Annotated in this window: 26 protein-coding genes; 1 reads left to right on the forward strand and 25 read right to left on the reverse strand. The window is 38.9% G+C overall.

Annotation, left to right across the window (positions count from 1 at the left end; all coding sequences use genetic code 11):
• Window positions 1–16: 16 nt before the first annotated feature.
• The 20 genes from wecB to ACFX4E_RS19785 form a co-directional block, all read right to left on the reverse strand.
• Window positions 17–1,168, reverse strand: coding sequence for a non-hydrolyzing UDP-N-acetylglucosamine 2-epimerase (gene wecB / locus ACFX4E_RS19690; protein ID WP_016765923.1), 1,152 nt, complete (start codon window positions 1,166–1,168; stop codon window positions 17–19).
• A gap of 22 nt (window positions 1,169–1,190) precedes the next feature.
• Complete coding sequence (gene upp, locus ACFX4E_RS19695; protein ID WP_013059810.1) at window positions 1,191–1,820, reverse strand: uracil phosphoribosyltransferase; 630 nt, start codon at window positions 1,818–1,820, stop codon at window positions 1,191–1,193.
• Between the two features lie 213 nt (window positions 1,821–2,033).
• Window positions 2,034–3,278: a serine hydroxymethyltransferase gene (locus ACFX4E_RS19700; protein WP_013059811.1), complete on the reverse strand. Its 1,245-nt coding sequence runs from the start codon at window positions 3,276–3,278 to the stop codon at window positions 2,034–2,036.
• A gap of 117 nt (window positions 3,279–3,395) precedes the next feature.
• Window positions 3,396–3,947 carry a TIGR01440 family protein gene (locus ACFX4E_RS19705; protein ID WP_028409699.1) on the reverse strand — a complete coding sequence of 184 codons (552 nt, stop codon included), beginning with the start codon at window positions 3,945–3,947 and terminating at the stop codon, window positions 3,396–3,398.
• A gap of 35 nt (window positions 3,948–3,982) precedes the next feature.
• Window positions 3,983–4,444, reverse strand: a complete 462-nt coding sequence (rpiB, locus tag ACFX4E_RS19710) for a ribose 5-phosphate isomerase B (protein WP_013085468.1) — start codon at window positions 4,442–4,444, stop codon at window positions 3,983–3,985.
• Window positions 4,445–4,524: 80 nt separating this feature from the next.
• On the reverse strand, window positions 4,525–4,953 hold the full coding sequence (locus ACFX4E_RS19715) for a low molecular weight protein arginine phosphatase (protein WP_377259149.1): 429 nt from the start codon (window positions 4,951–4,953) through the stop codon (window positions 4,525–4,527).
• A 50-nt stretch (window positions 4,954–5,003) separates the two neighbouring features.
• A complete protein-coding gene (locus tag ACFX4E_RS19720; RefSeq protein WP_155660731.1) occupies window positions 5,004–5,159 on the reverse strand; it encodes a hypothetical protein in 156 nt (51 codons plus the stop codon).
• Between the two features lie 22 nt (window positions 5,160–5,181).
• Window positions 5,182–5,742 (reverse strand): manganese efflux pump MntP, encoded by a 561-nt coding sequence (locus ACFX4E_RS19725; RefSeq protein ID WP_013059815.1) that lies wholly within the window; start codon window positions 5,740–5,742, stop codon window positions 5,182–5,184.
• Between the two features lie 67 nt (window positions 5,743–5,809).
• A complete protein-coding gene (locus ACFX4E_RS19730; RefSeq protein ID WP_098333907.1) occupies window positions 5,810–6,850 on the reverse strand; it encodes an L-threonylcarbamoyladenylate synthase in 1,041 nt (346 codons plus the stop codon).
• A gap of 192 nt (window positions 6,851–7,042) precedes the next feature.
• Window positions 7,043–7,489 (reverse strand): GNAT family N-acetyltransferase, encoded by a 447-nt coding sequence (locus tag ACFX4E_RS19735; RefSeq protein WP_013059817.1) that lies wholly within the window; start codon window positions 7,487–7,489, stop codon window positions 7,043–7,045.
• 85 nt (window positions 7,490–7,574) lie between these two features.
• Window positions 7,575–8,468 carry a stage II sporulation protein R gene (gene spoIIR, locus ACFX4E_RS19740; protein ID WP_028409702.1) on the reverse strand — a complete coding sequence of 298 codons (894 nt, stop codon included), beginning with the start codon at window positions 8,466–8,468 and terminating at the stop codon, window positions 7,575–7,577.
• 121 nt (window positions 8,469–8,589) lie between these two features.
• Window positions 8,590–9,441, reverse strand: coding sequence for a peptide chain release factor N(5)-glutamine methyltransferase (prmC, locus tag ACFX4E_RS19745; RefSeq protein ID WP_060745874.1), 852 nt, complete (start codon window positions 9,439–9,441; stop codon window positions 8,590–8,592).
• On the reverse strand, window positions 9,441–10,508 hold the full coding sequence (gene prfA / locus ACFX4E_RS19750) for a peptide chain release factor 1 (RefSeq protein WP_013059820.1): 1,068 nt from the start codon (window positions 10,506–10,508) through the stop codon (window positions 9,441–9,443). The genes prmC and prfA overlap by 1 nt, the downstream gene beginning before the upstream one ends.
• Before the next feature lie 138 nt (window positions 10,509–10,646).
• Window positions 10,647–11,261 (reverse strand): thymidine kinase, encoded by a 615-nt coding sequence (locus ACFX4E_RS19755; RefSeq protein ID WP_226897604.1) that lies wholly within the window; start codon window positions 11,259–11,261, stop codon window positions 10,647–10,649.
• 204 nt (window positions 11,262–11,465) lie between these two features.
• Window positions 11,466–11,666: a 50S ribosomal protein L31 gene (gene rpmE / locus ACFX4E_RS19760; protein ID WP_013085477.1), complete on the reverse strand. Its 201-nt coding sequence runs from the start codon at window positions 11,664–11,666 to the stop codon at window positions 11,466–11,468.
• 154 nt (window positions 11,667–11,820) lie between these two features.
• Window positions 11,821–13,095 (reverse strand): transcription termination factor Rho, encoded by a 1,275-nt coding sequence (rho, locus tag ACFX4E_RS19765; RefSeq protein WP_013059823.1) that lies wholly within the window; start codon window positions 13,093–13,095, stop codon window positions 11,821–11,823.
• Between the two features lie 525 nt (window positions 13,096–13,620).
• Window positions 13,621–14,907: a UDP-N-acetylglucosamine 1-carboxyvinyltransferase gene (locus ACFX4E_RS19770; RefSeq protein WP_013059824.1), complete on the reverse strand. Its 1,287-nt coding sequence runs from the start codon at window positions 14,905–14,907 to the stop codon at window positions 13,621–13,623.
• Between the two features lie 207 nt (window positions 14,908–15,114).
• Window positions 15,115–15,759, reverse strand: a complete 645-nt coding sequence (gene fsa / locus ACFX4E_RS19775) for a fructose-6-phosphate aldolase (protein WP_028409704.1) — start codon at window positions 15,757–15,759, stop codon at window positions 15,115–15,117.
• Between the two features lie 137 nt (window positions 15,760–15,896).
• Window positions 15,897–16,754 (reverse strand): class II fructose-bisphosphate aldolase, encoded by an 858-nt coding sequence (locus ACFX4E_RS19780; protein WP_013059826.1) that lies wholly within the window; start codon window positions 16,752–16,754, stop codon window positions 15,897–15,899.
• A 224-nt stretch (window positions 16,755–16,978) separates the two neighbouring features.
• Window positions 16,979–17,353, reverse strand: a complete 375-nt coding sequence (locus tag ACFX4E_RS19785) for a response regulator (RefSeq protein ID WP_087944205.1) — start codon at window positions 17,351–17,353, stop codon at window positions 16,979–16,981.
• A gap of 237 nt (window positions 17,354–17,590) precedes the next feature.
• Here ACFX4E_RS19785 and ACFX4E_RS19790 point away from each other — a divergent pair, with 237 nt between their 5' ends.
• On the forward strand, window positions 17,591–18,121 hold the full coding sequence (locus tag ACFX4E_RS19790) for a DUF2529 family protein (RefSeq protein WP_060745875.1): 531 nt from the start codon (window positions 17,591–17,593) through the stop codon (window positions 18,119–18,121).
• 39 nt (window positions 18,122–18,160) lie between these two features.
• Here the strand turns inward: ACFX4E_RS19790 and ACFX4E_RS19795 are convergent, their stop codons facing one another.
• From ACFX4E_RS19795 to ACFX4E_RS19815, 5 genes are all read right to left on the reverse strand, one after another.
• Window positions 18,161–19,768, reverse strand: coding sequence for a CTP synthase (locus tag ACFX4E_RS19795; RefSeq protein WP_060745876.1), 1,608 nt, complete (start codon window positions 19,766–19,768; stop codon window positions 18,161–18,163).
• A gap of 320 nt (window positions 19,769–20,088) precedes the next feature.
• A complete protein-coding gene (rpoE, locus tag ACFX4E_RS19800) occupies window positions 20,089–20,625 on the reverse strand; it encodes a DNA-directed RNA polymerase subunit delta (RefSeq protein ID WP_028409707.1) in 537 nt (178 codons plus the stop codon).
• A gap of 350 nt (window positions 20,626–20,975) precedes the next feature.
• Complete coding sequence (gene icmF, locus ACFX4E_RS19805) at window positions 20,976–24,218, reverse strand: fused isobutyryl-CoA mutase/GTPase IcmF (protein ID WP_028409708.1); 3,243 nt, start codon at window positions 24,216–24,218, stop codon at window positions 20,976–20,978.
• Window positions 24,215–24,859, reverse strand: coding sequence for a TetR/AcrR family transcriptional regulator (locus ACFX4E_RS19810; protein WP_014457745.1), 645 nt, complete (start codon window positions 24,857–24,859; stop codon window positions 24,215–24,217). The genes icmF and ACFX4E_RS19810 overlap by 4 nt, the downstream gene beginning before the upstream one ends.
• A gap of 27 nt (window positions 24,860–24,886) precedes the next feature.
• Complete coding sequence (locus tag ACFX4E_RS19815) at window positions 24,887–26,020, reverse strand: acyl-CoA dehydrogenase (protein WP_028409709.1); 1,134 nt, start codon at window positions 26,018–26,020, stop codon at window positions 24,887–24,889.
• Window positions 26,021–26,029 lie beyond the last annotated feature (9 nt).

A 26,029-nucleotide genomic window follows, 5' to 3' on the forward strand; every position in this document is an offset into this window, starting at 1 on the left:
AAGGTGTTTAGAAATCTTACGAAAGCGGATTAAAAGCTTCCGGTCTGTTTTCCCGGCGGTTGAAATAGTAGCTAATAGCATCACAAATACGTTTAGAAGCTAAGCCATCTCCGTAAGGATTCGATGCTTGTGACATTTGCTTATATACGTCTTCATCTATTAACAGCTCTTTTGCTAGCGTATAAATTGTTTCTTCTTCCGTTCCTGCTAGTTTGAGCGTTCCTGCTTCAATTCCTTCCGGTCGCTCTGTTGTATCACGAAGTACCAATACAGGTACGCCTAATGAAGGAGCTTCTTCTTGAACACCGCCCGAATCTGTCAAAATAATATGAGCGCGCTCAGCGAAGTTATGGAAGTCAATTACATCTAACGGTTCAATTAAATGAATGCGTGGGTCATTTCCTAAGATATCGTTTGCTGTTTCTCTAACTACCGGATTCAAATGAACAGGATACACAACTTGCACATCTTCATGTTCATCCACAATACGTTTAACAGCACGGAACATGTTTTTCATTGGTTCGCCTAAATTTTCGCGGCGATGCGCCGTTAATAAAATGAGACGATCATCTCCCAATTTCGTTAACACTTCATGCTCATATGTCTCTTTTACTGTCGTTTTTAACGCATCGATAGCTGTGTTTCCAGTCACAAAGATCCGCTCTTCTTTTTTATTCTCTGCTTGCAAATTAGCTGCAGACTTATCGGTTGGAGCAAAGTGCAAATCAGCGAGAACGCCTGTAAGCTGACGGTTCATTTCTTCCGGATATGGAGAATATTTATTCCATGTGCGCAAACCTGCTTCAACATGTCCCACCTGAATTTGATTATAAAAAGCTGCTAGTCCGGCAATAAACGTCGTAGTTGTATCGCCGTGTACAAGTACGATGTCCGGCTTTACTTTTTTCATTACGTCGTCCAAACCTTCTAATCCTCTGGTCGTTACGTCCATAAGAGTTTGGCGATCTTTCATAATGTTAAGGTCATAGTCAGGCTGAATGTCAAAAATGCTCAATACTTGGTCTAACATTTCACGGTGCTGAGCCGTTACCGTAACAATCGCTTCGAACTCCTCCGGTCGCTTTTTAAGCTCTAGAACTAGAGGGGCCATTTTAATTGCTTCTGGTCTTGTCCCGAATATCGTCATTACTTTAATTGGCTGCTTCATGTTCATCACCCGAATCTACAAATTATTTTGTACCGAATAAACGATCCCCTGCATCACCTAAACCTGGAACAATATATCCATGGTCATTTAATTTTTCATCTAATGCCGCAATGTAAATATCTACGTCAGGGTGTGCTTCTTTTACGATTTCCACGCCTTCAGGAGCAGCAATTAAACACATAAATTTAATGTTTTTAGCGCCTCTTTTTTTAAGAGAGTTGATTGCTTCTACAGCTGACCCTCCTGTTGCAAGCATAGGATCTACTACAATAAAGTCACGCTCTTCTACATCATTAGGCAGCTTTACATAATATTCAACAGGCTGTAATGTTTCTGGATCACGATATAAGCCAACGTGTCCAACTTTAGCAGCTGGCATTAGTTTTAAAAATCCATCTACCATGCCGATACCAGCACGAAGAATTGGAACGATACCAAGCTTTTTCCCTGCAATAACTTTTGACTTTGTTTTGCAAACCGGTGTTTCAATTTCAACGTCTTCTAGCGGTAAATCACGTGTCGCTTCAAAAGCCATTAAGCTCGCCACTTCATCAACTAATTCACGAAACTCTTTCGTTCCCGTTTTTACATCGCGTATGTAAGTTAATTTGTGTTGAATAAGCGGGTGATCAAATACGTATACTTTGCCCATTGATATCTCTCCTTATATATAAAGATGTACACATTAAAATACCATTCAACGAATTGAATGGTACGTACTAGTAAAAACATATCTCTTGCTAATTAAATTTATACATTGCATTCATTTTACAGAAAAAAGTTTTTGAGTTCAAGCATTATTCAAAAAATGATTGAATTGCTACCACTTTCTCCATAAAAAAACAGGCACAAAGGCCTGTCTCTCTTAAAGTGATTTATACATTTCAAACTTGCTTGTTAAAGCTTCAACGCGTGTTTTAGCTTCAGCTAGCTTTTCTTCATCTTCAATATTTTTAAGCGTTAATCCGATGATAGAAGCAATTTCATCCATCTCTTCTAAGCCAAATCCGCGAGTTGTAACCGCAGCTGTACCAATACGGATACCGCTTGTTACAAATGGGCTTTGCTCATCGTAAGGAATTGTATTTTTGTTTGTTGTAATACCTACATCATCAAGTGCTTTTTCAGCTACTTTACCTGTCAAATTCATTGAACTTACGTCGATTAACACAAGGTGATTGTCTGTTCCTTCAGATACAAGAGCAAATCCTTCTTTCTTTAATCCTTCTGCTAAACGATTAGCATTGTCGATGATATTTTGAGCATAGTGCTTAAATTCATCTTGTAGTGCTTCACCAAATGCTACTGCTTTTGCAGCGATAACGTGCATCAATGGGCCACCTTGAATACCAGGGAAGATTGACTTATCAATCTTTTTCGCAAATTCTTCTTTACATAAAATCATACCGCCGCGTGGTCCGCGCAGTGTTTTATGTGTTGTAGTTGTAACGAAATGAGCATGTGGCACAGGATTTTGATGAAGTCCTGCAGCTACTAGACCAGCAATATGAGCCATGTCTACCATTAAATAAGCGCCTACTTCATCAGCGATTTCACGGAAACGCTTGAAGTCGATTGCGCGTGGATATGCGCTTGCACCAGCCACAATTAATTTTGGCTTATGTGTACGCGCTTTTTCTAATACATCATCGTAGTTAATACGATGTGTTTCACGATCTACGCCATATTCGATGAAATTGTACTGAACACCACTAAAGTTAACAGGACTTCCGTGCGTTAAGTGACCGCCGTGCGATAAATTCATACCAAGTACTGTGTCTCCAGCCTCTAAAACAGTGAAGTATACAGCCATGTTTGCTTGTGCACCTGAGTGAGGTTGAACATTCACATGCTCTGCTCCGAAAATTTCTTTTGCACGATCACGAGCTAAGTCTTCTACTACGTCTACGTGTTCACAGCCGCCGTAGTAACGTTTAGCTGGATAGCCTTCAGCATATTTATTTGTTAAAACTGAACCTTGTGCTTCCATTACCGCTGTTGTTACAAAGTTTTCTGAAGCAATTAGCTCAATCTTAGTACGTTGTCTTTGTAACTCATCCTTGATCGCATTATAAACTGCTGGATCTTGTTGCATTAGTTGTTTCTCCATCAAAATCCTCTCCTCATTTCGTATTCGCAATGTTCGTTATTTGTTGATTCAACTACATTGTAACATGATTTATTTAGAATAAAAAAGAAAAAATGTGTATTATTTTAATATATTTAATTACGAAAGTTCGTAAAACGCTCTCATTCCACCAATTAGTTTTGGACGCGTCTTTGCTACAGTAACATGAGCGTGTCCAACTGCGTTTAACGTACAACGAACGGGTACTGCGACATGCTTTAAATGCATACCAATGAATGTATCTCCAATATCAATACCGGCATCAGCTTTAATAAACTCTACCAAAACGGGATCTTTAAGCTGGCCATAGGCCTGTGTAGCCATCGCTCCGCCTGCTTTATGAATAGGCACAACACTAACCATTTCTAAACGCTCTTTGCGAGCTAATTCTCTTTCTACTACCAGTGCTCGATTGAGATGTTCACAGCATTGAAATGCTAAGTGAACACCCGTTTTTTTTCGAAAATCTGATAGCGCATCAAAAATCATTTCTGCGACTTCCATTGCGCCTGCAGTTCCTATTTTTTCACCAATTACCTCGCTTGTACTGCATCCAATGACAAGTGTATGTTCTGAAGACAACTGCACTTGTGCTAAAAAATCAGATAAAACTGTTTCCAACTGCTCTTTCCATTTCGTAAGTTCAGACACGTTTTTCTTCCTTTCTTTCATTGAATACGTTCACATTATACAGTTAATGTTGCATCACTTTGCTGCTCATACTGTTTAATTTTATTCACGCGATTTTCATGTCGGCCGCCTTCAAATTCTGTCATTAACCAAATTTTCGCAATTTCACGTGCAAGTCCCGGCCCAATGACACGTTCACCCATTGCCAAAATGTTGCTATCATTATGTTCTCTTGTCGCTTTTGCACTGAACGTATCATGCACTAGAGCACAGCGAATTCCTTTTACTTTATTAGCTGCTATACTCATACCGATGCCTGTTCCACAAATAAGAATGCCTCGACTTACTTCTTGGCTTGCCACTTTTTGAGCAACGGGAAGTGCATAATCCGGATAGTCTACGGACGCTGTGCATTCACACCCTAAATCCACATATTCAATATTTAATTCTTCCATTAAAGAGATAATTTCCTGTCGCAAATTTATACCGCCGTGGTCAGATGCAATAGCTACTTTCATCTTTGTTTCCTCCTCATACGTACCTTCGTCTTATATTAAATTTCTGTTCATTTTAAGTCAGCAAAAATTTATGGGACCTTTTATAATTTGTCGACTATTTTGTTAATCATACGCTCTAACTCTTCTAAAGTCTGTTCGTACGTCTGTAATGATCCGCCAAACGGATCAGACACTTCACCTTGCTCGTCGGCAAATTCTTTTAGCGTAAATAATTTATCACTTACGTATGGAGCTTGGTTCAAAATCAGCATTTTATGCTGCTCCGTCATCGTAAAAATATAAGTAGCCCACATCAATTGTTCTTCCGTTAATGCTGCCGAAGCATGAGAACAAGCTATGCCTTTCTGGTAAAGGGCAACTTGTGCATGAACAGAAGCTTCACTTCCATTTGAAGCGAATACGCCTGCAGACTTCACGTTTATTCCATCTATCTCTTTAGCTTTGAGCAACGCTTCTGCCATAGGGCTGCGGCACGTGTTTCCTGTACATACAAATAAGATGTTTTTCAAGATACATCCTCCCTTGCTTTCACTATGTTCGACTATGTTGATATTCCACCCTATTGTATCTCTATTGCCTGCATAAATCCAGTTAGCTTTTCCGGGTATTTTTTATCCATTACCGCTTCATCCATCTCGAAAAAACGACTTCGCTTTCCTTCTTTTATCGCTGCAATCCAAAAGAAGCAAAAAAAGACCATAACCTGAATGGTCATGATCCTTTACCTATTTATATAGTTAAAAAGGTAGTAACAATTTGATTCCAAAAGCTAATAAAATGCTTCCGCCCAGTGCCTCACTATATGAACCAAGCCAGCCTTGTACTCTTCTGCCTAGCAGCAGTCCTAACCAAGTTAATAGCATACTTACTACGCCAAAAACAATAATGGTCAAAAACGTTCTTGCTCCAAAAATACCTAAGCTAAGTCCAACAGAAAAACTATCTAGACTCACGCTGAGCGCAAAAAATAACAGTCCAAAGCCAACTGGTTTGATAAACGGCGTATCGTCATGCTTAAAGGAGGAATAAATCATCTGCGCCCCAAGAATCAGCAATAAAATTCCACCGCCATAGGTAGCAAACATTCCAAGTTTATCAGACAAAAGTCGTCCAATAAACATGCCTAACAGCGGCATCCAAATATGAAATACACCGATAACAACACCAATGTAGAAAATTTGGCGAAAGCGTAAACGAATTAATCCCATTCCCAAACCAACTGAGAAAGCATCCATTCCTAAGGCAAACGCCATAATGACTAACGTGATCATTTCACTAATTAACTGAGATACATTCATCTTTACCCTCCTCGGACGTGCTCCTATTTCAAAATATGCACATTCGAAAAGGTTTAGAAGATGAATTTTATTGCTTAATCACGTGATGTCCTGCAGCTTTCATTAATCGGTTCATAACGGCATGACCGACTCCTTCTTCAGAAAAACTTTCACTAACGATAACATCTACGTCGCACTCATTAAATGAACGAAGCGACTCGTATAAGTGGCTAGCAACCGTCTCTAAATTTGAACGAGACCCACATGTGATAACCGCATCGGCTTTATACGCATCTTCATGTTCAGATGTCGTTAATACCCCCACTCGCTTACCCTGATCTTTATAGCGATTGATAATAGACTGAAAAAAATCCGAACTGCCGTCAACGATGACAAGCGGTGCATCAGGTGCGTAATGCGTATATTTCATACCTGGAGATTTTGGCGCTTCTTTATCACTTAATAACGCTCGATCTACTTTTACGGGACCAATTACATTTTCCAACTCTTTCTGAGTAATGCCGCCCGGCCGTAAAATAATAGGAATCTCTTCGGTACAGTCAAGGACCGTTGACTCTACTCCTACCCCTGTTGCTCCTCCATCCACAACTCCACTAATACGCCCTTCTAAATCATTCATCACATGATGAGCTAGAGTGGGACTTGGCTTGCCGGAAAGGTTTGCACTAGGAGCCGCGATAGGCAAAGCCACTTTTTTTAATAATGCGAGGGCTACTGGATGTGAGGGCATTCTCACTGCAATGCTGTTTAAACCAGCCGTAACCTTATCTGAAACTCGATCTTTTTTGGGTAATATGACTGTAAGAGGACCCGGCCAAAAAGTATCGATCACTTTCTCTGCTTTTGAAGGAATCGACTCTACAAATGTATGAAGCTGCTCTTTATCTCCAATATGAACAATAAGAGGGTTATCACTAGGACGTCCTTTCGCTGCAAAAATTTTATCCACAGCTTTATCCGATGTTGCGTCTCCTCCTAATCCATACACCGTCTCTGTAGGAAAAGCAACTACTTCGTGATTGCGCAGCAAATCTGCTGCTTCTTCTATCTGTGGATAAATATCTTTTTCGTGCGTAAAATTATCCACAACCCATAACTTAGTTTCCATCTTCTTCAACTCCTTTTTCTTTCTATATCTAGGTTTTTTTTACTTTAAAAGTACAATATGTATCAAAGATAGTAAAATACATGCATTCATTATATCAACAAACAAGCTTTATCCACAAAATGTGGATAAAGCTTATGTTTTTGTGAATAACATTGTGGATACCCCATTAAAATGATTTATCCACATTTTCTTTTAACTAGCTGCATAAAACATCACATAGACATCCTGAGGGTTTGGTAACTTTTTTAAATAAGAATGTTCTTTTAACAACTCAGGCAGTGCACTGTAAGATGTTTGCTGAAAATTCATCATTTGAAAAAAATGTAGAGAAGATGCCTTATTTGTTAGTAAATATAGTTGCTTTACGCCATGCTTTTGAGCCAGCTGGACGATGCTTTTAAATAGCAGCAGAATATCAGATTGCATTAAAGAAGGAGACACGACAAGGGAGCGGAGAATTCCATCCACACCTTCTTTTTCAAACCCAACTGTTGCTAGCAGCTCGCCTTCTTCATTTTCCATTATGACAAATTGATGAATATGCTCTTCCACACCAGCTGTGCTGATGCCCGCTTTTTGCAAGAACTGCTGAATTCGAATATAATCATTTTCACTGGCAATTTTTAATTGTTCTCTCATTTTAATCACCTCAACTTGTTTTCTAGTAACAAATCTATGAGATGATTAAAAGAAGTAGAACTGAATTTTATTTTTAATGATTCTATTAATTAAATACTGACGATACCCATTCTACTACAAAAAACTTAACTTCTACAGAATCTTCTTTTGATTTAGAATCAGCTTTTTTCTTAGATGAAACAGACTTTTCAGCTTCTTTACTTTCCTTTTTTTCAGCCTTAGCACTTGTCTCTTCCTTTACTGTGCTGCTTGTATCTTTTGCAATTACTTCTTTAGAAGATACTGTTGATTGAGAAGATTCCTCAGCTTTCTGCTCAATAGAATCCGATGTAATAGTTGCAGATTGAATTTCTGTTTTCACTGCAGGCTCTTTACTTTCAGCCGATTTGTCATCTGTTTTGTCTGCAGATTTTGATTCAGAAGCTGCTGGTTTCTCTTTTTCTTCCGTTGGCTCTTCTTCAGATGGCTCCGGCGCTTTTACCGCTTCACCGTTTGAGAAATCTAAGAAGCATAAAGGAGGAAATAGTACACACCACCAGTTTGCTCCCTCTCCTTTGCCAAGAGTAATAAGCACGGCTTCATACTCCCCTGCTGGATATAAGAACTGACCGTACAACTTAGTAGGAAACTCTACTTTTCCGAATTTAACATGAACAGATTCATTTACGCCTTCTTCTTTTAACACTTCTTTCGCAATTGTTTCAAGCGCCGGCAAATTTTCTTTAATCGTTTTTCGAGCTACAGTTACAGATGTTAAATCTTTTACCCATTCTGTAATTTGTTCGTTCACCCGGTCACGAATCAGACGTTTTACGTACTGGTCTTTTTCACCGTCGCTGTTTGCTAAAATGCGCAGTCGAATCGCCTCGTCTGGAATGACGGCAGGCTGATCTGCCTGCACTTGGTTATGTGTATATATAAGTTGAGCATTTGCTCCAATAATTAATAAAATAAAATAAATGATAGCATATTTCTTCATTTCGGCCACCGCCCTTTCATAGGAACAGTATGGCCGAAAGCAAGATATCTTAAACTAGTAATTTAGTAAAAAAATGCATGATTTTCAAAAACCAAAGGGAAAATCATTCCCTCTGATTTTTTTAGTTCTCGCGAAGTTTTGCAAAAACCATTCGATCTTTTCCATTAATATCATATACACATTCTACAAAAGCTGTGGGAAACGTTTTTTGCAGCATCTCAGCTACATCTTTTGTCTGTCCGGCCCCGACTTCAAATCCAATAATACTATTTGACTTCGTCACATATGGCAGCTCTTCCATGAAACGCCGATAAAAATCCAGGCCATCTTTTCCACCAAAAAGAGCTCGGTTTGGCTCGTGATCTTTTACCACTGTGGACAACACATCATCTGCTGGAATATAAGGCGGATTAGACACAATCACATCAAATTTCTGATTTGATAATAGAAATGGTTGTAATAGATCTCCCTGTATAAACGTGACAGCAGCGTCCAGGTTTTGAGCATTTTCTTTGGCTACGCTTAAAGATTCTATAGCTATATCGGTTGCTGTAACTTCCACTCTGTCAAGTTCCAAAGCTAAAGTGATAGCAATTGCCCCACTTCCCGTTCCAATATCTACAAGCTCAATAGGCTGGTGTTGAAATTCTTTTTTTATTCGAGAAATCATTCCGTATACCAGCTCTTCCGTTTCGGGTCTTGGAATTAATACATGTTCGTTTACAATAAATGAACGCCCGTAAAATTCTTCTGTCCCGATTAGATATTGTACAGGCATACCTGCTTTATGAGCATGGACATCTTGTTCAAACCTTTTTAGACTTTCTTCTTCTAGTTCTTCCTGCAGAGCACCTAGCAAATGAGTTCTCGTCATCTGCAAGTGATGGCGAAGCAAGAGTTCTCCCGCGTTTTCATCTCGCTTTGCCTCTTTCAAAAAAGAAGAAGCCCACTTAAGGGCTTCAAATACTTTCATTAGTTCGAATCTTCCATTCGGCGCGCTTGGTCTTCCATGACTAATGCATCGATAATTTCATCAAGCTTGCCTTCTAAGATTTGATCTAGCTTTTGAATCGTCAGACCAATACGGTGGTCCGTTACGCGATTTTGCGGGAAGTTATACGTACGGATACGCTCGGAGCGATCTCCTGATCCAACTGCTTGTTTGCGCGTTGCATCGTACTCTGCTTGTGCTTCTCGCTGAAACTTATCGTACACGCGAGCACGCAATACTTTCATTGCTTTTTCTTTATTTTTAATCTGAGACTTTTCATCTTGACATGATACCACTGTATTTGTTGGTAAATGCGTTAAACGAACGGCTGACATCGTCGTGTTAACACTTTGCCCACCAGGTCCACTTGAAGCAAATGTATCTACACGGATGTCTTTTTCATGAATGTCCACTTCGACTTCTTCTGCTTCAGGAAGACATGCTACCGTTGCTGTAGATGTATGAATACGACCGCCTGATTCTGTTTCAGGAACTCGTTGAACACGGTGTGCGCCGTTTTCAAATTTCATCTTTGAGTACGCACCTTTACCGTTAATCATAAAGATAATTTCTTTATAACCGCCTACTCCAGTAGTCGTTGCTTCCATTACTTCTGTTTTCCAGCCTTGTGATTCAGCAAAGCGCGAATACATGCGGTACAAATTAGCTGCAAATAATGCTGCTTCATCTCCGCCAGCAGCTCCACGAACTTCCATAATTACGTTTTTATCATCGTTTGGATCTTTTGGAATTAATAAAATACGTAGCTTTTCAACTAGCTCTTCTTGCTGCGTTTCTAACTCGGCAATTTCTTCTTTTACCATGTCACGCATATCTGCATCAAGCTTATCTTCAAGCATCGTTTTCGCTTCTGATAACTGCTCTTTTACATCTTTGTATTCTTGATAAGCAGCTACCGTTTGTTGTATATCTGATTGTTCCTTCGAATATTCTCTCAACTTAGAGGGGTTGTTTACGATCTCAGGGTCACTCAGAAGTTCGTTTAACTTCTCATAGCGCGCCTCTACCGCTTCTAAACGATCAAACACGTCATTCACCTCATTCTTTATCCATAACATTGTAATTATAGTATAGCTTTAAAATAGAGTCAAAACCTTGTTAATACACGTATATGAACAAAAAAACAGAACTGCGCGTTCTGTTTTTATCATCATAAAATTCTTGCTTTATTTTTCGACCATTTCGCTTGAGTCCACAGACACAGCTTGTCCTTTAGACTTTTGCACAACGTGGCAATGACGACATCTTGGTTCGTAAGATTCAGACGCACCGACTAAAATAATAGGGTCGTCATAAGAAGCAGGCTCACCGTTAATTAAACGCTGCGTACGGCTCGCAGGAGAGCCACATGAAGCGCACACAGCCTGTAGCTTTGTTACTGACTCTGCAATAGCCATTAACTGCGGCATTTGTCCAAAAGGTTCACCTTTGAAGTCTTGATCTAACCCCGCTACAATCACACGAAAGCCTTGATCCGCTAAAGATTGAACAATTTCTAAAATATCTGTGTCAAAAAACTGTACTTCATCTATCGCTACTACGTCTGTCTCTTCATCTACTCGCTTTAAAATATCGCGCGATGCCGAGATTGAATAAGCCATAACAGATGTACCATTATGTGAAACGACCGCTTCTTCGCTATATCGATTATCGATTGCAGGCTTGAACACTTGTGCTTTTTGTTTAGCAAACTGCGTACGGCGCACACGTCGAATTAACTCTTCTGATTTCCCTGAAAACATACTGCCACAAATTACTTCTATCCAACCGCTTTGTTTCATTACGTACACCACTGCGGGACTCTCCCTTCTTCTCGTTCCGTTTCTGAGCGAACCGCTACTAACTTAATCTACGTCTTCTATGTAGATCTTATTCCTATGATAAAGTACCCACTTTTTTATCAAGCAGACACTGTTTTTCTACTTTTATAAGCAAAAAAACAGGCAAGAAGTTAAGCTACTTGCCTGTTTGTTTCGACAATGTGATTATTTAAGACCGTATTTTTTGTTGAAGCGATCAACACGGCCACCAGCTTCAGCGAATTTTTGACGACCAGTGTAGAATGGGTGACATTCAGAACAAGTCTCAACGCGGATCTCTTCTTTTACAGAACCACTTTCAAATTCGTTTCCGCAAGTACATTTAACCATAACTGTTTTATAGTTTGGATGAATTCCTGTTTTCATTCGTTTCATCTCCTTCCGCCCTGAATCATTCTGAAACAGAGTTTATTGATAAAGATAGTGATGAAATAGTAACTATTTCACTGTGTACTTTATCAACACACATGATGAAATTATAACAAGGGTTGTATGCTTTTGCAACCACATGTTTTATAACTTATCGTTTATTTGCTAGAAGCGTTTTTTTCTCTTCCGTTAACATCGAGAAGAACTCTTCATTTGTCTTTGTTTGACGTAAACGTTTTAAGAATTTTTCTGCAAAATCAGGAGCATCTGCCATTGATTTACGAATTGCCCATAAGTGGTCTAAATGCTCTTTTGGAATTAACAGCTCTTCTTTACGTGTGCCTGAGCGACGAATGTCAATCGCAGGGAAGATACGTTTTTCAGCTAGTGAACGATCTAGATGCAGTTCCATGTTACCTGTACCTTTAAATTCTTCATAAATAACATCATCCATACGAGAGCCTGTATCAATTAAGGCTGTTGCTAGAATGGTTAAGCTGCCTCCATCTTCAATGTTACGAGCAGCTCCAAAGAATCGTTTTGGACGGTGAAAAGCAGCCGGGTCAATACCCCCTGATAGTGTACGACCGCTCGGTGGAATAACTAAGTTATAAGCACGAGCAAGTCTTGTGATGCTATCCATCAAAATGACAACATCTTTCTTATGTTCGACTAATCTCATCGCACGTTCAAGGACAAGCTCCGCTACTTTAATGTGGTTTTCTGGCACTTCGTCAAATGTAGAACTGACAACATCACCGTCAACCGAACGCTCAATGTCCGTCACTTCCTCAGGACGCTCATCAATAAGAAGGACAATCAATTCTGCATCAGGATGATTTGTTGTAATGCTATTGGCAATTTCTTTTAACAGCATCGTTTTACCTGCTTTTGGCGGCGCGACAATTAGTCCCCTTTGCCCAAATCCAATTGGTGAAATCAAGTCAATAATACGCGTAGAGAAACTTCTTGGCTGAGTTTCTAGCAGCATTTGCTCATTTGGGTAAATCGGCGTTAGCGCTGGAAAATGCACGCGATCTTTTGACGTTTCCGGATCTTCTCCGTTTACTGCTTCTACATGTAATAATCCGTAGTAGCGCTCATTTTCTTTTGGAGGACGAACTTTCCCCGATACCTTGTCTCCATTACGCAGATCGAAGCGACGAATTTGTGAAGCTGAGATATAAATATCTTCTGAACTCGGTGAATAGTTAATTGGTCGTAAGAAACCGAATCCTTCTGACTGAATAATTTCAAGAACGCCTTCCATAAATAAAAGCCCATCTTGTTCAGCTTGAGCCTTTAAAATAGCAAAGACAAGTTCTTTTTTCGTTAATTTACTATAGTACGAAACTTTATACTCACGAGCATGTTCATATAGCTCTTTTAATTTCATATTTTCTAAACTGGATAATGTTAAGTTCATTAGGACACCACGCTTTATAATGAATAATTTTTAACCGTTCCTCCCATATTAAATTCAAATATAAAATTGAGAGATGATATGGATGGAATAAATCTGTGAAAATGGAGAATATAACCTTTGAAGTATAATAAGTAGAATCAATTGATTAACTATACACTTTTAGAAGAATAATTCCGACATAAAACCATTTATATTATCTTGATAAATTTAACGTAGCAATTTATATTCTAACCTTTTTCTATCTTTTTAATCAATCTTTTTTTACTTTAGAAGATGAATAAAAAAAAGGAAATTTAATAGCTTACGAGAAGCGAGGAAAACCTTTTCATAATTTCACATTAAAGGAAATAAACTGGACGTTAAAATAAGAAATGAAATTTATCTTTTAGCTTCCCTTTTTATTTATTTACCCTATTCATAAATATATAAGCTACACAGACATAGAAGAACGCTCCTACGCCTGTGTAGCTTATTAAAAAGCTCATTCCTAAACTTTGCTTTCATGACTGTGGCACCGATTTGCCTTTATGAATTTTGAAATTGCTCAATTTCCTCTTGAGTCATCTCTTCACGCCAAATCATTGCCCCTAAATCCGATAACTTGTCTACTAAATGACTGTAACCACGGTCAATGTGCTCTAAACCCGTTACCTCTGTAATCCCTTTGGCCATTAAGCCAGCGGTTACGAGAGCTGCTCCTGCTCGTAAGTCCGACGCTTTCACACGCGCACCTTGTAAGTGAATAGGACCATTAATAATAGCAGAACGTCCTTCTACCTTAACAGATGCATTCATTCGTCTCAGCTCATCAATATGCTTAAACCTTGCACCGTAAATTGTATCCGTCACAACGCTTGTACCAGACGCTCTTGTTAGAAGCGTCGTAAATGGCTGCTGTAAATCAGTTGGGAAACCTGGATATACTAGCGTCTTAATATCTACAGGCTTCAATAGCTGACGAGTCGCTACAAGAATCTGATCTGAGCTTGTTTCGATATGAATACCCATCTCACGCATTTTAGCCGTTAATGACTCCAAATGCTGAGGGATAACGTTGTCAACAACAACTTCTTTTCCCATACTCGCTCCCATGATCATATACGTGCCTGCTTCAATTCGGTCTGGAATGATAGAATGACGGCATCCTTTTAATTGATCTACTCCATCAATTCGAATAACATCCGTACCTGCACCTTTAATACGGGCACCCATACTTGTCAGTAACGTAGCTACATCAATAATTTCAGGCTCTTTAGCAGCATTCTCAATAACGGTACGCCCTTTTGCTCTTACAGCAGCGAGCATAATATTGATTGTTGCTCCTACGCTAACAACGTCTAAATAAATTCGAGCACCAATTAATTCCTCAGCTCGAATGTAAATAGCTCCTTGCTCATTTGTTACTTTAGCGCCAAGAGCTTCAAAGCCTTTAATGTGCTGATCGATTGGTCTAGGACCAAGGTAACAGCCTCCTGGAAGCCCAACTACCGCTTTTTTAAAGCGTCCCAACATCGCCCCCATTAAATAATAAGAAGCGCGTAATTTTTTTACTTTTCCGTTCGGTAAAGGCATTGCAACCATTCCGGATGGATCTACTGTTAATTCGTCGTTATCAATGGTTACTTTCCCACCAATTTCTTCAACTAAATCCCCTAATAACTGCACGTCTGAAATATCGGGCAGACCTTCAATTGTAACAGGTGACTCGGCTAAAATTGTTGCTGGAATAAGCGCAACGGCACTATTTTTAGCACCACTGACGCGGACGGATCCACTTAAGGTAAAGCCACCTTGTATTTTTAACTTTTCCATTTATAGCTCCCTTCTAGTGAAAGAAAGTTTCTCACCTAGTAATTGAGGAAAATTTTGGTACAAAGAATACCTAAAAGAATGGTTATTTTTCCTATTACCTACTAGTGTACACGAAAATGAAAAAATCATGTATAGTTTCGACAAGATAAAAGAAAAATATGGCATTCACCTGTCAGGATGGTAAACGCCACACAAATTTATACATGTTTAGACATTTCGTTTTTCCCAATCCGCCAAAAATTGGTCAATTCCTGCGTTTGTTAACGGATGTTTGAACAATTGCATTAAAACTTTGTAAGGAATTGTCGCAATATGTGCTCCATTTTTTGCAGCTTCTGTTACGTGCATCGGATGACGAATAGATGCTGCAATAATTTCTGATGGAATGTCATGAATCACAAAAATATCTGCGATATCTGAGATTAAATCGAGACCATTAAAACCAATATCGTCTAATCTTCCTAAGAAAGGCGATACGTAAGTAGCACCTGCTCTTGCTGCCATTAACGCTTGGTTAGCTGAGAAAATAAGCGTAACGTTTGTCTTAATACCTAAACTAGTAAATTCTTTTACTGCTTTTAAGCCATCTGGAGTCATCGGTACCTTGATTGTAATATTCGGCGCAATCGCGGCAAGCTCTTTTCCTTCGCGAATCATGCCTTCTGCATCAAGCGCAATCACTTCTGCACTTACAGACCCTTCAACAAACTCTGTAATTTCACGAAGACGATCTTCAAACGTGATGTTCTCTTTAGCTACTAAACTAGGATTTGTTGTAACCCCCGCTAACAAACCTAATGAATGCGCTTCCTTAATTTCGTCTAAGTTAGCCGTATCAATAAAAAACTTCATGAATGCCATCCCCCTGTGTTATGTATTCAGAATGATAAGAAAATTATAGTGAAAATAAAACCGCCTTACAATAAAAATAAGACGGTTTTATTTTTCAGACTCAACTAATTGCAAACAGGCAATCCGAAGATTTCAAATTATGCTTTGTTAGAAGAACCGAATTCACGCATTTTACCTTGAACCGTTTCTTTGATTGCTTCGCGAGCAGGTCCTAAGTATTTACGTGGATCATATTGTTCAGGTTGCGCAGCTAATACTTCACGAACAGCTTTAGCTGAAGCAATTTGGTTTTCAGTGTTTACGTTGATTTTAGCAGTACCTAAAGAAACTGATTTTTGGATATCTTTTGTTGGAATACCAGTTCCACCGTGTAAAACTAATGGTAAACCTGTACGATCTCCGATTTCTTTCATTTCAGCAAAACCTAGGTTTGGTTCACCTTTGTATGGTCCGTGAACTGATCCTAATGCTGGAGCTAAGCAATCGATACCTGTACGGTTAACAAGTTCTTCACACTCGTTAGCATCTGCATAAATAACGCCCTCAGCAATAACGTCGTCTTCTTGTCCACCAACAGTTCCTAGTTCTGCTTCTACAGATACTCCGTGGAAGTGAGCTAGTTCAACTACTTTAGAAGTAATTGCAATGTTTTCTTCAAATGGGTGGTGAGAAGCATCGATCATTACAGAAGTGAATCCAGCATGGATTGCTTTTGCACATGATTCAAAGCTTGAACCGTGGTCTAAGTGAATTGCAACTGGTACTTGAACGTCGTAATCTTCGATTAGAGCTTCAACCATTGCTACAACAGTTTTGAAACCGCCCATGTAGCGTGCTGCACCTTCAGATACACCAAGAATAACTGGAGAGTTTTCTTCTTTTGCTGCTTGAAGAATAGCTTGAGTAAACTCTAAGTTATTTAAGTTAAATTGACCTACTGCATAGCCTTGTTCTTTTGCTGTAATAAGCATTTCTTTCATTGATACTAAAGGCATATTGAAATCCTCCTTAAAATCAACCTTAGATTAGATGCTAACCAAAAGGCACACTCAAATAGTATGCTCTTGAATTGAGTGTTTCATGTAGAAACAACGCGCATCTTTACATAATAGATTGTCGAATTATGAATACAGTAATTAGGATACCAACTAACAATGAAAACAGCAACATTTTTAGGCTGATATTCAAAATTTGTTAGGATGAAAACCCTACCAAAACCTTAATTCGACTTTACTGGTATATATTCCCTAACAACTTTTCGGATTTCATCAATATCAAACGGTTTTGCAAAGTGTGTTAATGCTCCTAAATCTTTTGCTTCTTGAATCATATCCAATTCACCATAAGCGGTCATAATGATGACTTTAATCGTTTCATCGTGCTGCTTTAACCTTTTTAAAATTTCAATTCCATCCATTCCTGGAATTTTCATATCTAATAAGACAAGATCCGGTGCTTGCTCTTTTGTAATATCAATCGCCTGGAAGCCGTTCGCCGCTTGAAATGTTGTATAGCCTTCTTTTTGCAGCACTTCCGTTAATAAAATACGTATACCATACTGATCATCAACAATTAAAATTTTCTCTGCCAATATAATCCCACCTTTTATATTCCTCTTCTACAGACAAAACTAACATATGTATTTCGCCTTTAAAACAAAAATCCCTGCTAATTAGAGAAATTGTTACAAAACATAGCTTTTTTTGTCATCCATCCAATTTCATTGCACTTTACTTTCATTGTAGCTCATTTCAAGATAGAATACAGATAGCTTTTTTCGTTATAATGTGTAGATAGACGGCTTTAGCCGCTTAAATCGAAGGGAGATTCTATGCTTAAAATTTTCACAACTCAACTTTCAGGTTTTTTTAAACGAATTGAAGAACAAGAAGAATTCCAATTTGAAGATGCCGCGCGTATTTTAGCACAAGCCTCTGTCGGAGAAGGATTTATTTATATTTATGGCGTAGAAGAAATGCACGCCATTACGCTTGAAGCACTAAGCAGTGCAGAACCTTTAAGTCAGGCAAAAGCTTTGCCTTTACATGAATTAGATCAGCTGACTAGCGTTGATCGCGTACTGCTTGTCTCTCGATTTTCAACAGATAATAAAGCAGTGGAAATAGCTGAACGTTTAAAGAAACACGATATTCCATTTGTTAGCATTGCTGCTGCTCCTAAAGAGATAACCGAACCTTCTTTAACAGCACTCGCAGATGCGCATATTGATACAAAATTGTTAAAGCCGCTTATTCCTGGAGAAGACGGCTCAAGATTTGGTTTTCCAGCAATGATGGTCGCTTTATACGCGTACTACGGTTTAACTTTCACATTAAAAGAAATCGTAGAAGAATATGAATAAAAAACACGCTGTCTAAAGACAGCGTGTTTTTTATTTCACTTATTTGTTTTGACTTGATTCCATTGATGCGCGAATAAATTCTTTGAACAATGGTTGCGGTCTAGTTGGACGAGAAGTAAACTCTGGGTGGAATTGTGAAGCCAAGAACCATGGGTGGTCTTTTAGCTCTACAATTTCAATTAAACGGCCGTCTGGGCTTGTACCAGAGAAGATAAAGCCTTTCTCTTCCATTTGTTGACGGTATTCGTTATTGAATTCATAACGGTGACGATGACGCTCATATACCACTTCATCTTGATATGCTTTATATGCAAGCGTATCTTCAGACAATTTACAAGGGTATAATCCTAAGCGCAGTGTACCACCTAGGTCTTCTACGTCTTTTTGTTCTGGTAATAAGTCGATAATTGGATAGTTTGTTTCAGGTGCAATTTCTGCTGAATGTGCGCCTTCTAAGCCTAATACATTACGCGCAAACTCAACTGATGCCAGCTGCATACCTAAGCAAATACCTAAGAATGGAACTTTTTGCTCACGTGCATATTGTGTTGCTACAATTTTACCTTCAATTCCACGATCACCAAATCCACCTGGAACTAAAATACCGTCTACATCACCAAGTAAATCTTGAACATTTTCTTTTGTTACAAATTCCGAGTTTACCCACTTGATGTTTACATCTGCATCGAATGCATATCCAGCATGTTTCATTGCTTCTACGACAGAAATATAAGCATCTTGAAGCTCTACATACTTACCAACCAATGCAATTTTTGTTGTATTTGAAAGTCCTTTTACTTTCTCAACCAGTGCTTTCCACTCAGTCATTTCTGCTTCTTTGCAATCTAATTTCAAGTGATCGCATGTGATTTGATCTAGGTGCTGCTCTTGTAGAGATAGTGGAATTTCATATAATGTTTCAGCGTCTGCACACTCAATAACCGCTTTTGGATCAATGTCGCAGAATAAAGCTAGCTTGTCTTTCATATCTTCAGAAATTGGCATTTCTGTACGAACAACGATAACATTTGGCTGAATACCTAAGCTACGTAATTCTTTTACACTATGCTGTGTTGGTTTTGTTTTCATTTCACCAGCAGCTTTTAAATATGGCACAAGTGTACAGTGGATGTACATAACATTGTCACGGCCAATATCACTTTTAATTTGACGAATAGCTTCTAGGAAAGGAAGTGATTCAATATCTCCTACCGTTCCGCCGATTTCAGTAATAACAACGTCCGCATTTGTTTCTTTACCTGCACGGAAAACGCGTTCTTTAATTTCATTTGTGATGTGCGGAATAACCTGAACTGTTCCGCCTAAATAATCACCGCGACGCTCTTTTTTCAATACTGTTGAATATACTTTACCTGTTGTTACGTTGCTGTAGCGATTTAAGTTGATATCGATAAAACGCTCATAGTGACCTAAGTCTAAGTCTGTTTCCGCGCCATCATCCGTTACGAATACCTCACCGTGTTGGTATGGACTCATTGTTCCCGGGTCTACGTTAATGTATGGATCAAACTTTTGAATCGTTACGTTCAACCCACGGTTTTTTAATAAACGGCCTAAAGAAGCTGCTGTAATCCCTTTTCCTAGAGATGATACAACACCGCCTGTTACGAAAATATACTTTGTCATCTATACTTCCCCCTCTAAATAATTTGAACTGTACAATATTAAAAGTTTTCACATAAACAATCACAATTCATTCATTGTGCATGCGAAATTATAAGAAACCTTATGAATGTGAAACGTTCAAGAACCAAAAGAAAGTTTCTATCAAGGATTTATAAGAACATATCGGGGTGTAAAACATGGATAGATAAAATAAAAAAATTGCTCCCAATACCAAAACTGGATTGGGAGCAATAGTCTATTTTAAATAAAAACTTTTTAAATGCTTGTTTAAAGAGCCCAAAAAAGATTCTACCTACTTCGCTTGAAAAAGTCAAGAAGGATTATTTTTCTTTGTCGTCCTCATAATCTTCTTCTTCATCTTCATCATCATCTTCTAGATCATCTTCTAAATCGTCAAAATCGTCTTCCGCAAGATCATCTTCATCTTCTTCTAGCTCGTCAATGTCTTCAAAATCTTCTTCTTCCTCTAGATCATCAACATCTTCATAATCCAAATCTTCTTCTAAATCATCAAAATCTTCAACTTCTTCAACAACAGCTTTTTTCGCTTTTTTCTTTTTAGGTTTTGCAACCGGAATAACTTCTTCTTCAGCTTGGTCAAAAGGATACCATCCACGAAGACCCCAGTGGTTGTCCCCTACTGTTAAAAAGCGACCATCAATATTAATATCTGTATAAAACTGAGCTAATCTCGTTTTTAATTCTTGATCTGACATTTCAGCTGCTGCTTTAATTTCAGCAATAATTTCTTGGAATGACATTGCTTGACGATCTGTTTTTTCTTCTAGAAGCGCATAAGCAATCTCAATCATCGACATTTCTTTTAAATCCGTTTTTGAGTACTGTGCTAAACTCAAATCTGGCACATCCTTTCTATGGCTATGTATATCGAAAATCTATTAAATCAATTCATCATATGTGTAAATGATGGAAACGAATAAATACATACCATTCATTATAAACAAATTCAATACATTTATGCTAGCCTCGTTTCTAAAATTCTCGAGAATTTCGCATAAAACAACGAAAAAATAGACATTTTTTCACTATAATACATTCTACTTAATACGCCAACAACATCCTTTAATCAAAAGGAATTCACCATCCGTTATTCTGACTCCGCTAAGGTTAAGTCTATAAAAGCCGAGATGACCCACAAACAGTCATCTCGGCTTTTAATATATCACTATATACTAACGATACATTATTACATATTTCGGCGATATTGCCCACCGCATTCATATAAAGCTCGCGTAATTTCTCCTAAGCTGGCTACTTTAACGGTCTCCATTAACTCTTTGAAAATGTTCTCTCCTTCTGTTGCAGCTTTCTTTAACCTTTTCAGCGCATCTTCTCTTTTTTCTTCATGCTGCTGTTGAAACTTCTGAAGCTGATTAATTTGATGATTTTTTTCTTCTTTTGATGCGCGGGCTAACTGCATGTCATCAACTGAGGAATTTTCCTCTTCATTTGGATTAATATACGTATTTACTCCTATAATAGGTAAATCTCCCGTATGTTTTTGCATCTCATATTCCATCGATTCATCTTGAATCTTACCTCGCTGATACTGCATTTCCATCGCACCTAAAACGCCGCCTCGATCATTTAAGCGTTGGAACTCAGCCAATACCGCTTCTTCTACCAAGTCTGTTAGTTCATCAATAATAAAAGAGCCCTGTAGTGGATTTTCATTTTTAGTTAATCCATGCTCTTTTGTAATGATTAATTGAATGGCCATCGCTCTTCGTACAGATTCCTCTGTCGGCGTTGTAATTGCTTCATCATACGCATTGGTATGAAGAGAGTTGCAATTGTCATGAAGAGCCATTAAGGCTTGCAACGTCGTACGTATATCATTAAAATTAATTTCCTGTGCATGAAGCGATCGGCCGGATGTTTGAATATGATACTTAAGCTTTTGACTGCGTTCATTCGCGCCGTATTTATCACGCATCACAATTGCCCAGATTCTTCTCGCTACACGTCCAATAACCGTGTATTCAGGGTCAAGTCCATTACTAAAGAAAAACGATAAATTAGGAGCAAAATCATCAATGTGCATGCCTCGACTCAAGTAATATTCCACGTACGTAAAACCGTTGGCCAATGTAAAAGCTAGCTGAGAAATCGGGTTAGCCCCTGCTTCAGCTATATGATAGCCTGAAATAGAAACAGAATAATAGTTGCGCACTTTCTCGTCAATAAAGTACTGTTGAATATCTCCCATCATTTTTAATGCAAATTCTGTGGAAAAAATACACGTATTTTGCCCTTGGTCTTCTTTTAAAATATCCGCTTGAACAGTTCCTCTCACTTGTTTCAACGTACCCGATTTTACTTCCTCGTATTCCTCTTCCGTTAAAGGACGCTTCAGCTCCTCTTCCTTCTTTTCCACCTGCTGACTGATAGCTGTATTCATAAACATAGCTAGTAATATTGGAGCCGGCCCATTGATGGTCATCGAAACGGAAGTCGACGGATGGCAAAGATCAAATCCTTTATACAGGAGTTTCATATCATCAAGGGTACAGACATTTACGCCGCTTTCGCCAATTTTCCCGAAGATATCTGGCCTTGGATCTGGATTTTCTCCATAAAGCGTTACAGAATCAAATGCTGTACTTAAACGCTTAGCCTCATCATCTTTTGACAAATAGTGAAAGCGACGATTTGTTCGTTCTGGTGTTCCTTCGCCTGCAAATTGACGCTTAGGATCTTCACCTTTTCGTTTGAAAGGAAAAACACCTGCTGTATAAGGAAACGCACCTGGCACATTTTCTTTATAAAGAAAACGAAGAACTTCCCCATATTCTTTAACTTTTGGAAGAGCCACGCGCGGAATACGCAGTCCTGATAGGGTATCAACTTGCAGAGAGGTTTTAATTTCTTTATTTCTTATCTTTGTAATAAGTTCTTCTTTCCCGTACTGACTTTTTAATTTAGGCCAGTTTTCCAGCTTTTCAATCGATTCAGCCGTTAGCTGTTTTTGATATTTCTCCTTTAGCTGAGTGAGCTCTTGCTTGGCCGTTTCTGTTTCCACTTCTTCCAGAGCACCCTCTAGCTGATAAAATTTACGCGCTATTTGTACTTGAACATCCGTATTGCGGTGATAAGAGCGAACGCTGTTTACAATCTCCTGTAAATATTGCTGTTGATCATTAGGAATGATGGTATATTTCTTTTCACTTACGCGCTCTGATGATTTTTCTACGTGCCAAGACGTACGGCATGTTTGATGCAGATGATTTACAAGATCTTCAAATAAAATATTTGTTCCCCCGTCGTTGAACTGGCTCGCAATTGTGCCGTAAATTGGCATCGTAGAGAGATTATTTTCAAACAGCTGATGATTACGCTGATATTGACGCTGCACTTGTTTTTTTGCGTCTTCAGAACCTTTTTTTTCAAATTTATTGATTACAATAAAGTCTGCGTAATCAATCATTTCAATCTTTTCTAACTGCGACGGCGCGCCAAATTCGCTTGTCATTACATACAGAGAGACGTTTGCAATATCTTTGACTTGAGCATCAGCTTGCCCGATGCCGCTTGTTTCGACAATGATAATGTCGAAACCCGCTTTTTTCACGACAGCAATTCCATCTCGAATGGCCGCCGATAGCTCATGTCCAGATGAACGCGTGGCCAAACTTCTCATATACACACGAGGAGACGCTGCGATGTTCATGCGAATTCGATCCCCAAGAAGCGCTCCTCCGGTTTTTTGTTTAGTTGGATCGACGGATAAAACAGCTACATGAATATCTGGAATATGTTCAATAAACCTTCTTACTAATTCATCCGTAAGCGAACTTTTCCCCGCTCCTCCTGTTCCTGTGATTCCAATAACCGGTATTTTTTGATCCGTCTCGCTTTCGATTACACTTTCTCGGATTTCTTCAAGAGCAGCTGCGTGCTCTTTTGTGTATTCATAGGCTTCATTTTCAGCGCATGTAATAAGCTGGGCAATTAAACGGTCATTAGCCGGCGTTAAGGTTCGATCCTTCGGCAGTGCAGGGGGATTTGTGTAATAACAATCATCGATCATAAATTGAATCATGCCTTCTAACCCCATTTTTCGTCCATCTTCCGGAGAAAAGATTTTAGAAATGCCGTAATCATGAAGCTCTTGAATCTCACTCGGAATAATGACCCCTCCTCCTCCGCCATAAATTTTAATATGAGAAGCCTGTTGTTCTTGGAGTAAATCGTACATATACTTAAAATATTCTACATGGCCGCCTTGATAAGAAGAAATGGCAATCCCCTGAACATCCTCTTGTATGGAAGCGTTAACAATTTCTTCGACAGATCGGTTATGCCCCAGGTGAATGACTTCTACCCCCTTGGCTTGAAGAATTCGTCTCATAATATTAATGGACGCGTCGTGGCCGTCAAACAGGCTAGAAGCGGTTAAAAAACGAAGCGGTCTTTTGCTTGTATTCAAACTGTCTCCCCCTCACACAGTTGTTGAAATGAAAAATTTTTAAGTAAAAAATCTAACTGCATATTTGTATATTCTTCTAATGAATAATGCTTTTGCAGCCACCATCTGCGAAATGCCCACATCTGACCTTGAACAAATAAATGATGAGCAAACAGCGAAATTTCTTTATCCGTAAGTGCAAATTGATTGTTTTCTACGCAGCCTTCGATAATAACCTTAAACATCTCAACCATATCCAGCTCTTTTTTTAATACATATGGAAGCGCATCTTTAGACAGTGATTTCGCTTCTTGGTACATGACTAATACTTCATCTTGAAGCTCATCCACAACTTTAAAATAGTGCTGAATCGCTTGTTGAAGCTCAGCGATTGTATAACGATCCACCACCATCTCTTCTAATCGCTCTCTCACTTCATCGTAAATATTGTCACATACAAGATATAAAACATCTTCTTTAGATTGAATATATTCGTAAAGTGTACCGATACTGAACCCAGCTGCTTTGGCAATTTCCCTTGTTGTTGTTCGGTGAAAACCTTTTTCCTTAAATAGCGTGACGGCCCCTTTAATCATTTGATTACGACGCTCTACAATCAGCTTTTCATCTTTAATGGATGTGAGAACTTCTCTCTTTTTCATTTTTTCACCTCTCCTACAACAAGTGTTTTATTTAGCAAGATACCTAGAAATGACGAGACGCTGAATCTCTTGTGTGCCTTCATAAATTTGCGTGATTTTTGCATCTCTCATAAAACGTTCTACTGGATAATCTTTTGTATAACCGTATCCTCCAAATACTTGAACAGCTTCTGTCGTTACTTTCATTGCTGTATCCCCAGCATATAATTTTGACATGGCTGATTCTTTGCCATATGGCAGCCCTTGGGACTCCAACCAAGCAGCTTGATAGGTTAACAGTCTTGCAGCTTCTATACTCGTGGCCATGTCGGCTAACTTAAACGCAATTCCTTGCTGAGAAATAATTGGCTTACCAAATTGCTGACGTTCCTTCGCATAAGCTACGGCCGCATCTAACGCCCCTTGGGCAATTCCTACAGCCTGCGCTGCAATGCCATTTCGGCCGCCATCTAGTGTCATCATCGCAACTTTAAATCCTTCTCCTTCATTTCCTAGCAAATTTTCTTTTGGAACACGGCAGTCCTCGAAAATAATTTCTGTGGTAGGTGAAGAGCGAATGCCCAGTTTCTTTTCTTTTTTACCAACTGAAAATCCCGGCATATCTTTTTCAATAATAAAAGCGCTCGTGCGTTTTTCATTGGGGTCGATGCGAGCAAATACGACGTAAATATCCGCTTCGCCGCCGTTTGTAATAAAGATTTTAGAACCATTTAAAATATAATTTTCTCCGTCTTTTACAGCGAGCGTTCTCATTCCTCCTGCATCTGATCCAGCACTCGGTTCGGTTAACCCATAAGCACCTATTTTCTCACCCGTTGCCATAGGTTTCAGGTATTTTTGTTTTTGTTCTTCTGTTCCGAATGTATAGATTGGCCAGCCGGCAAGAGAAGTATGAGCCGACAAAGTAACGCCTGTTGATGCACATACTCTAGACAGTTCTTCAACAGCAATGCAATAAGCTAGATAGTCACTGCCAATTCCTCCGTATTGCTCCGGCCATGGAATACCTGTTAATCCTAGATCAGCCATTTGCGTAAAGATTCCTCTGTCAAAACGCTCTTCTTCATCTCGTTGTGCAGCTGTCGGAGCCACTTCGTTTTTGGCAAAGTCCCGCACCATTTTTCGAATCATTTCGTGTTCTTCTGAAAGTTTAAAAAACATGATTATTCC

This window comes from Priestia sp. YIM B13491 (genome assembly GCF_042787605.1).
In the GTDB taxonomy this organism is placed as follows: domain Bacteria; phylum Bacillota; class Bacilli; order Bacillales; family Bacillaceae_H; genus Priestia; species Priestia megaterium_E.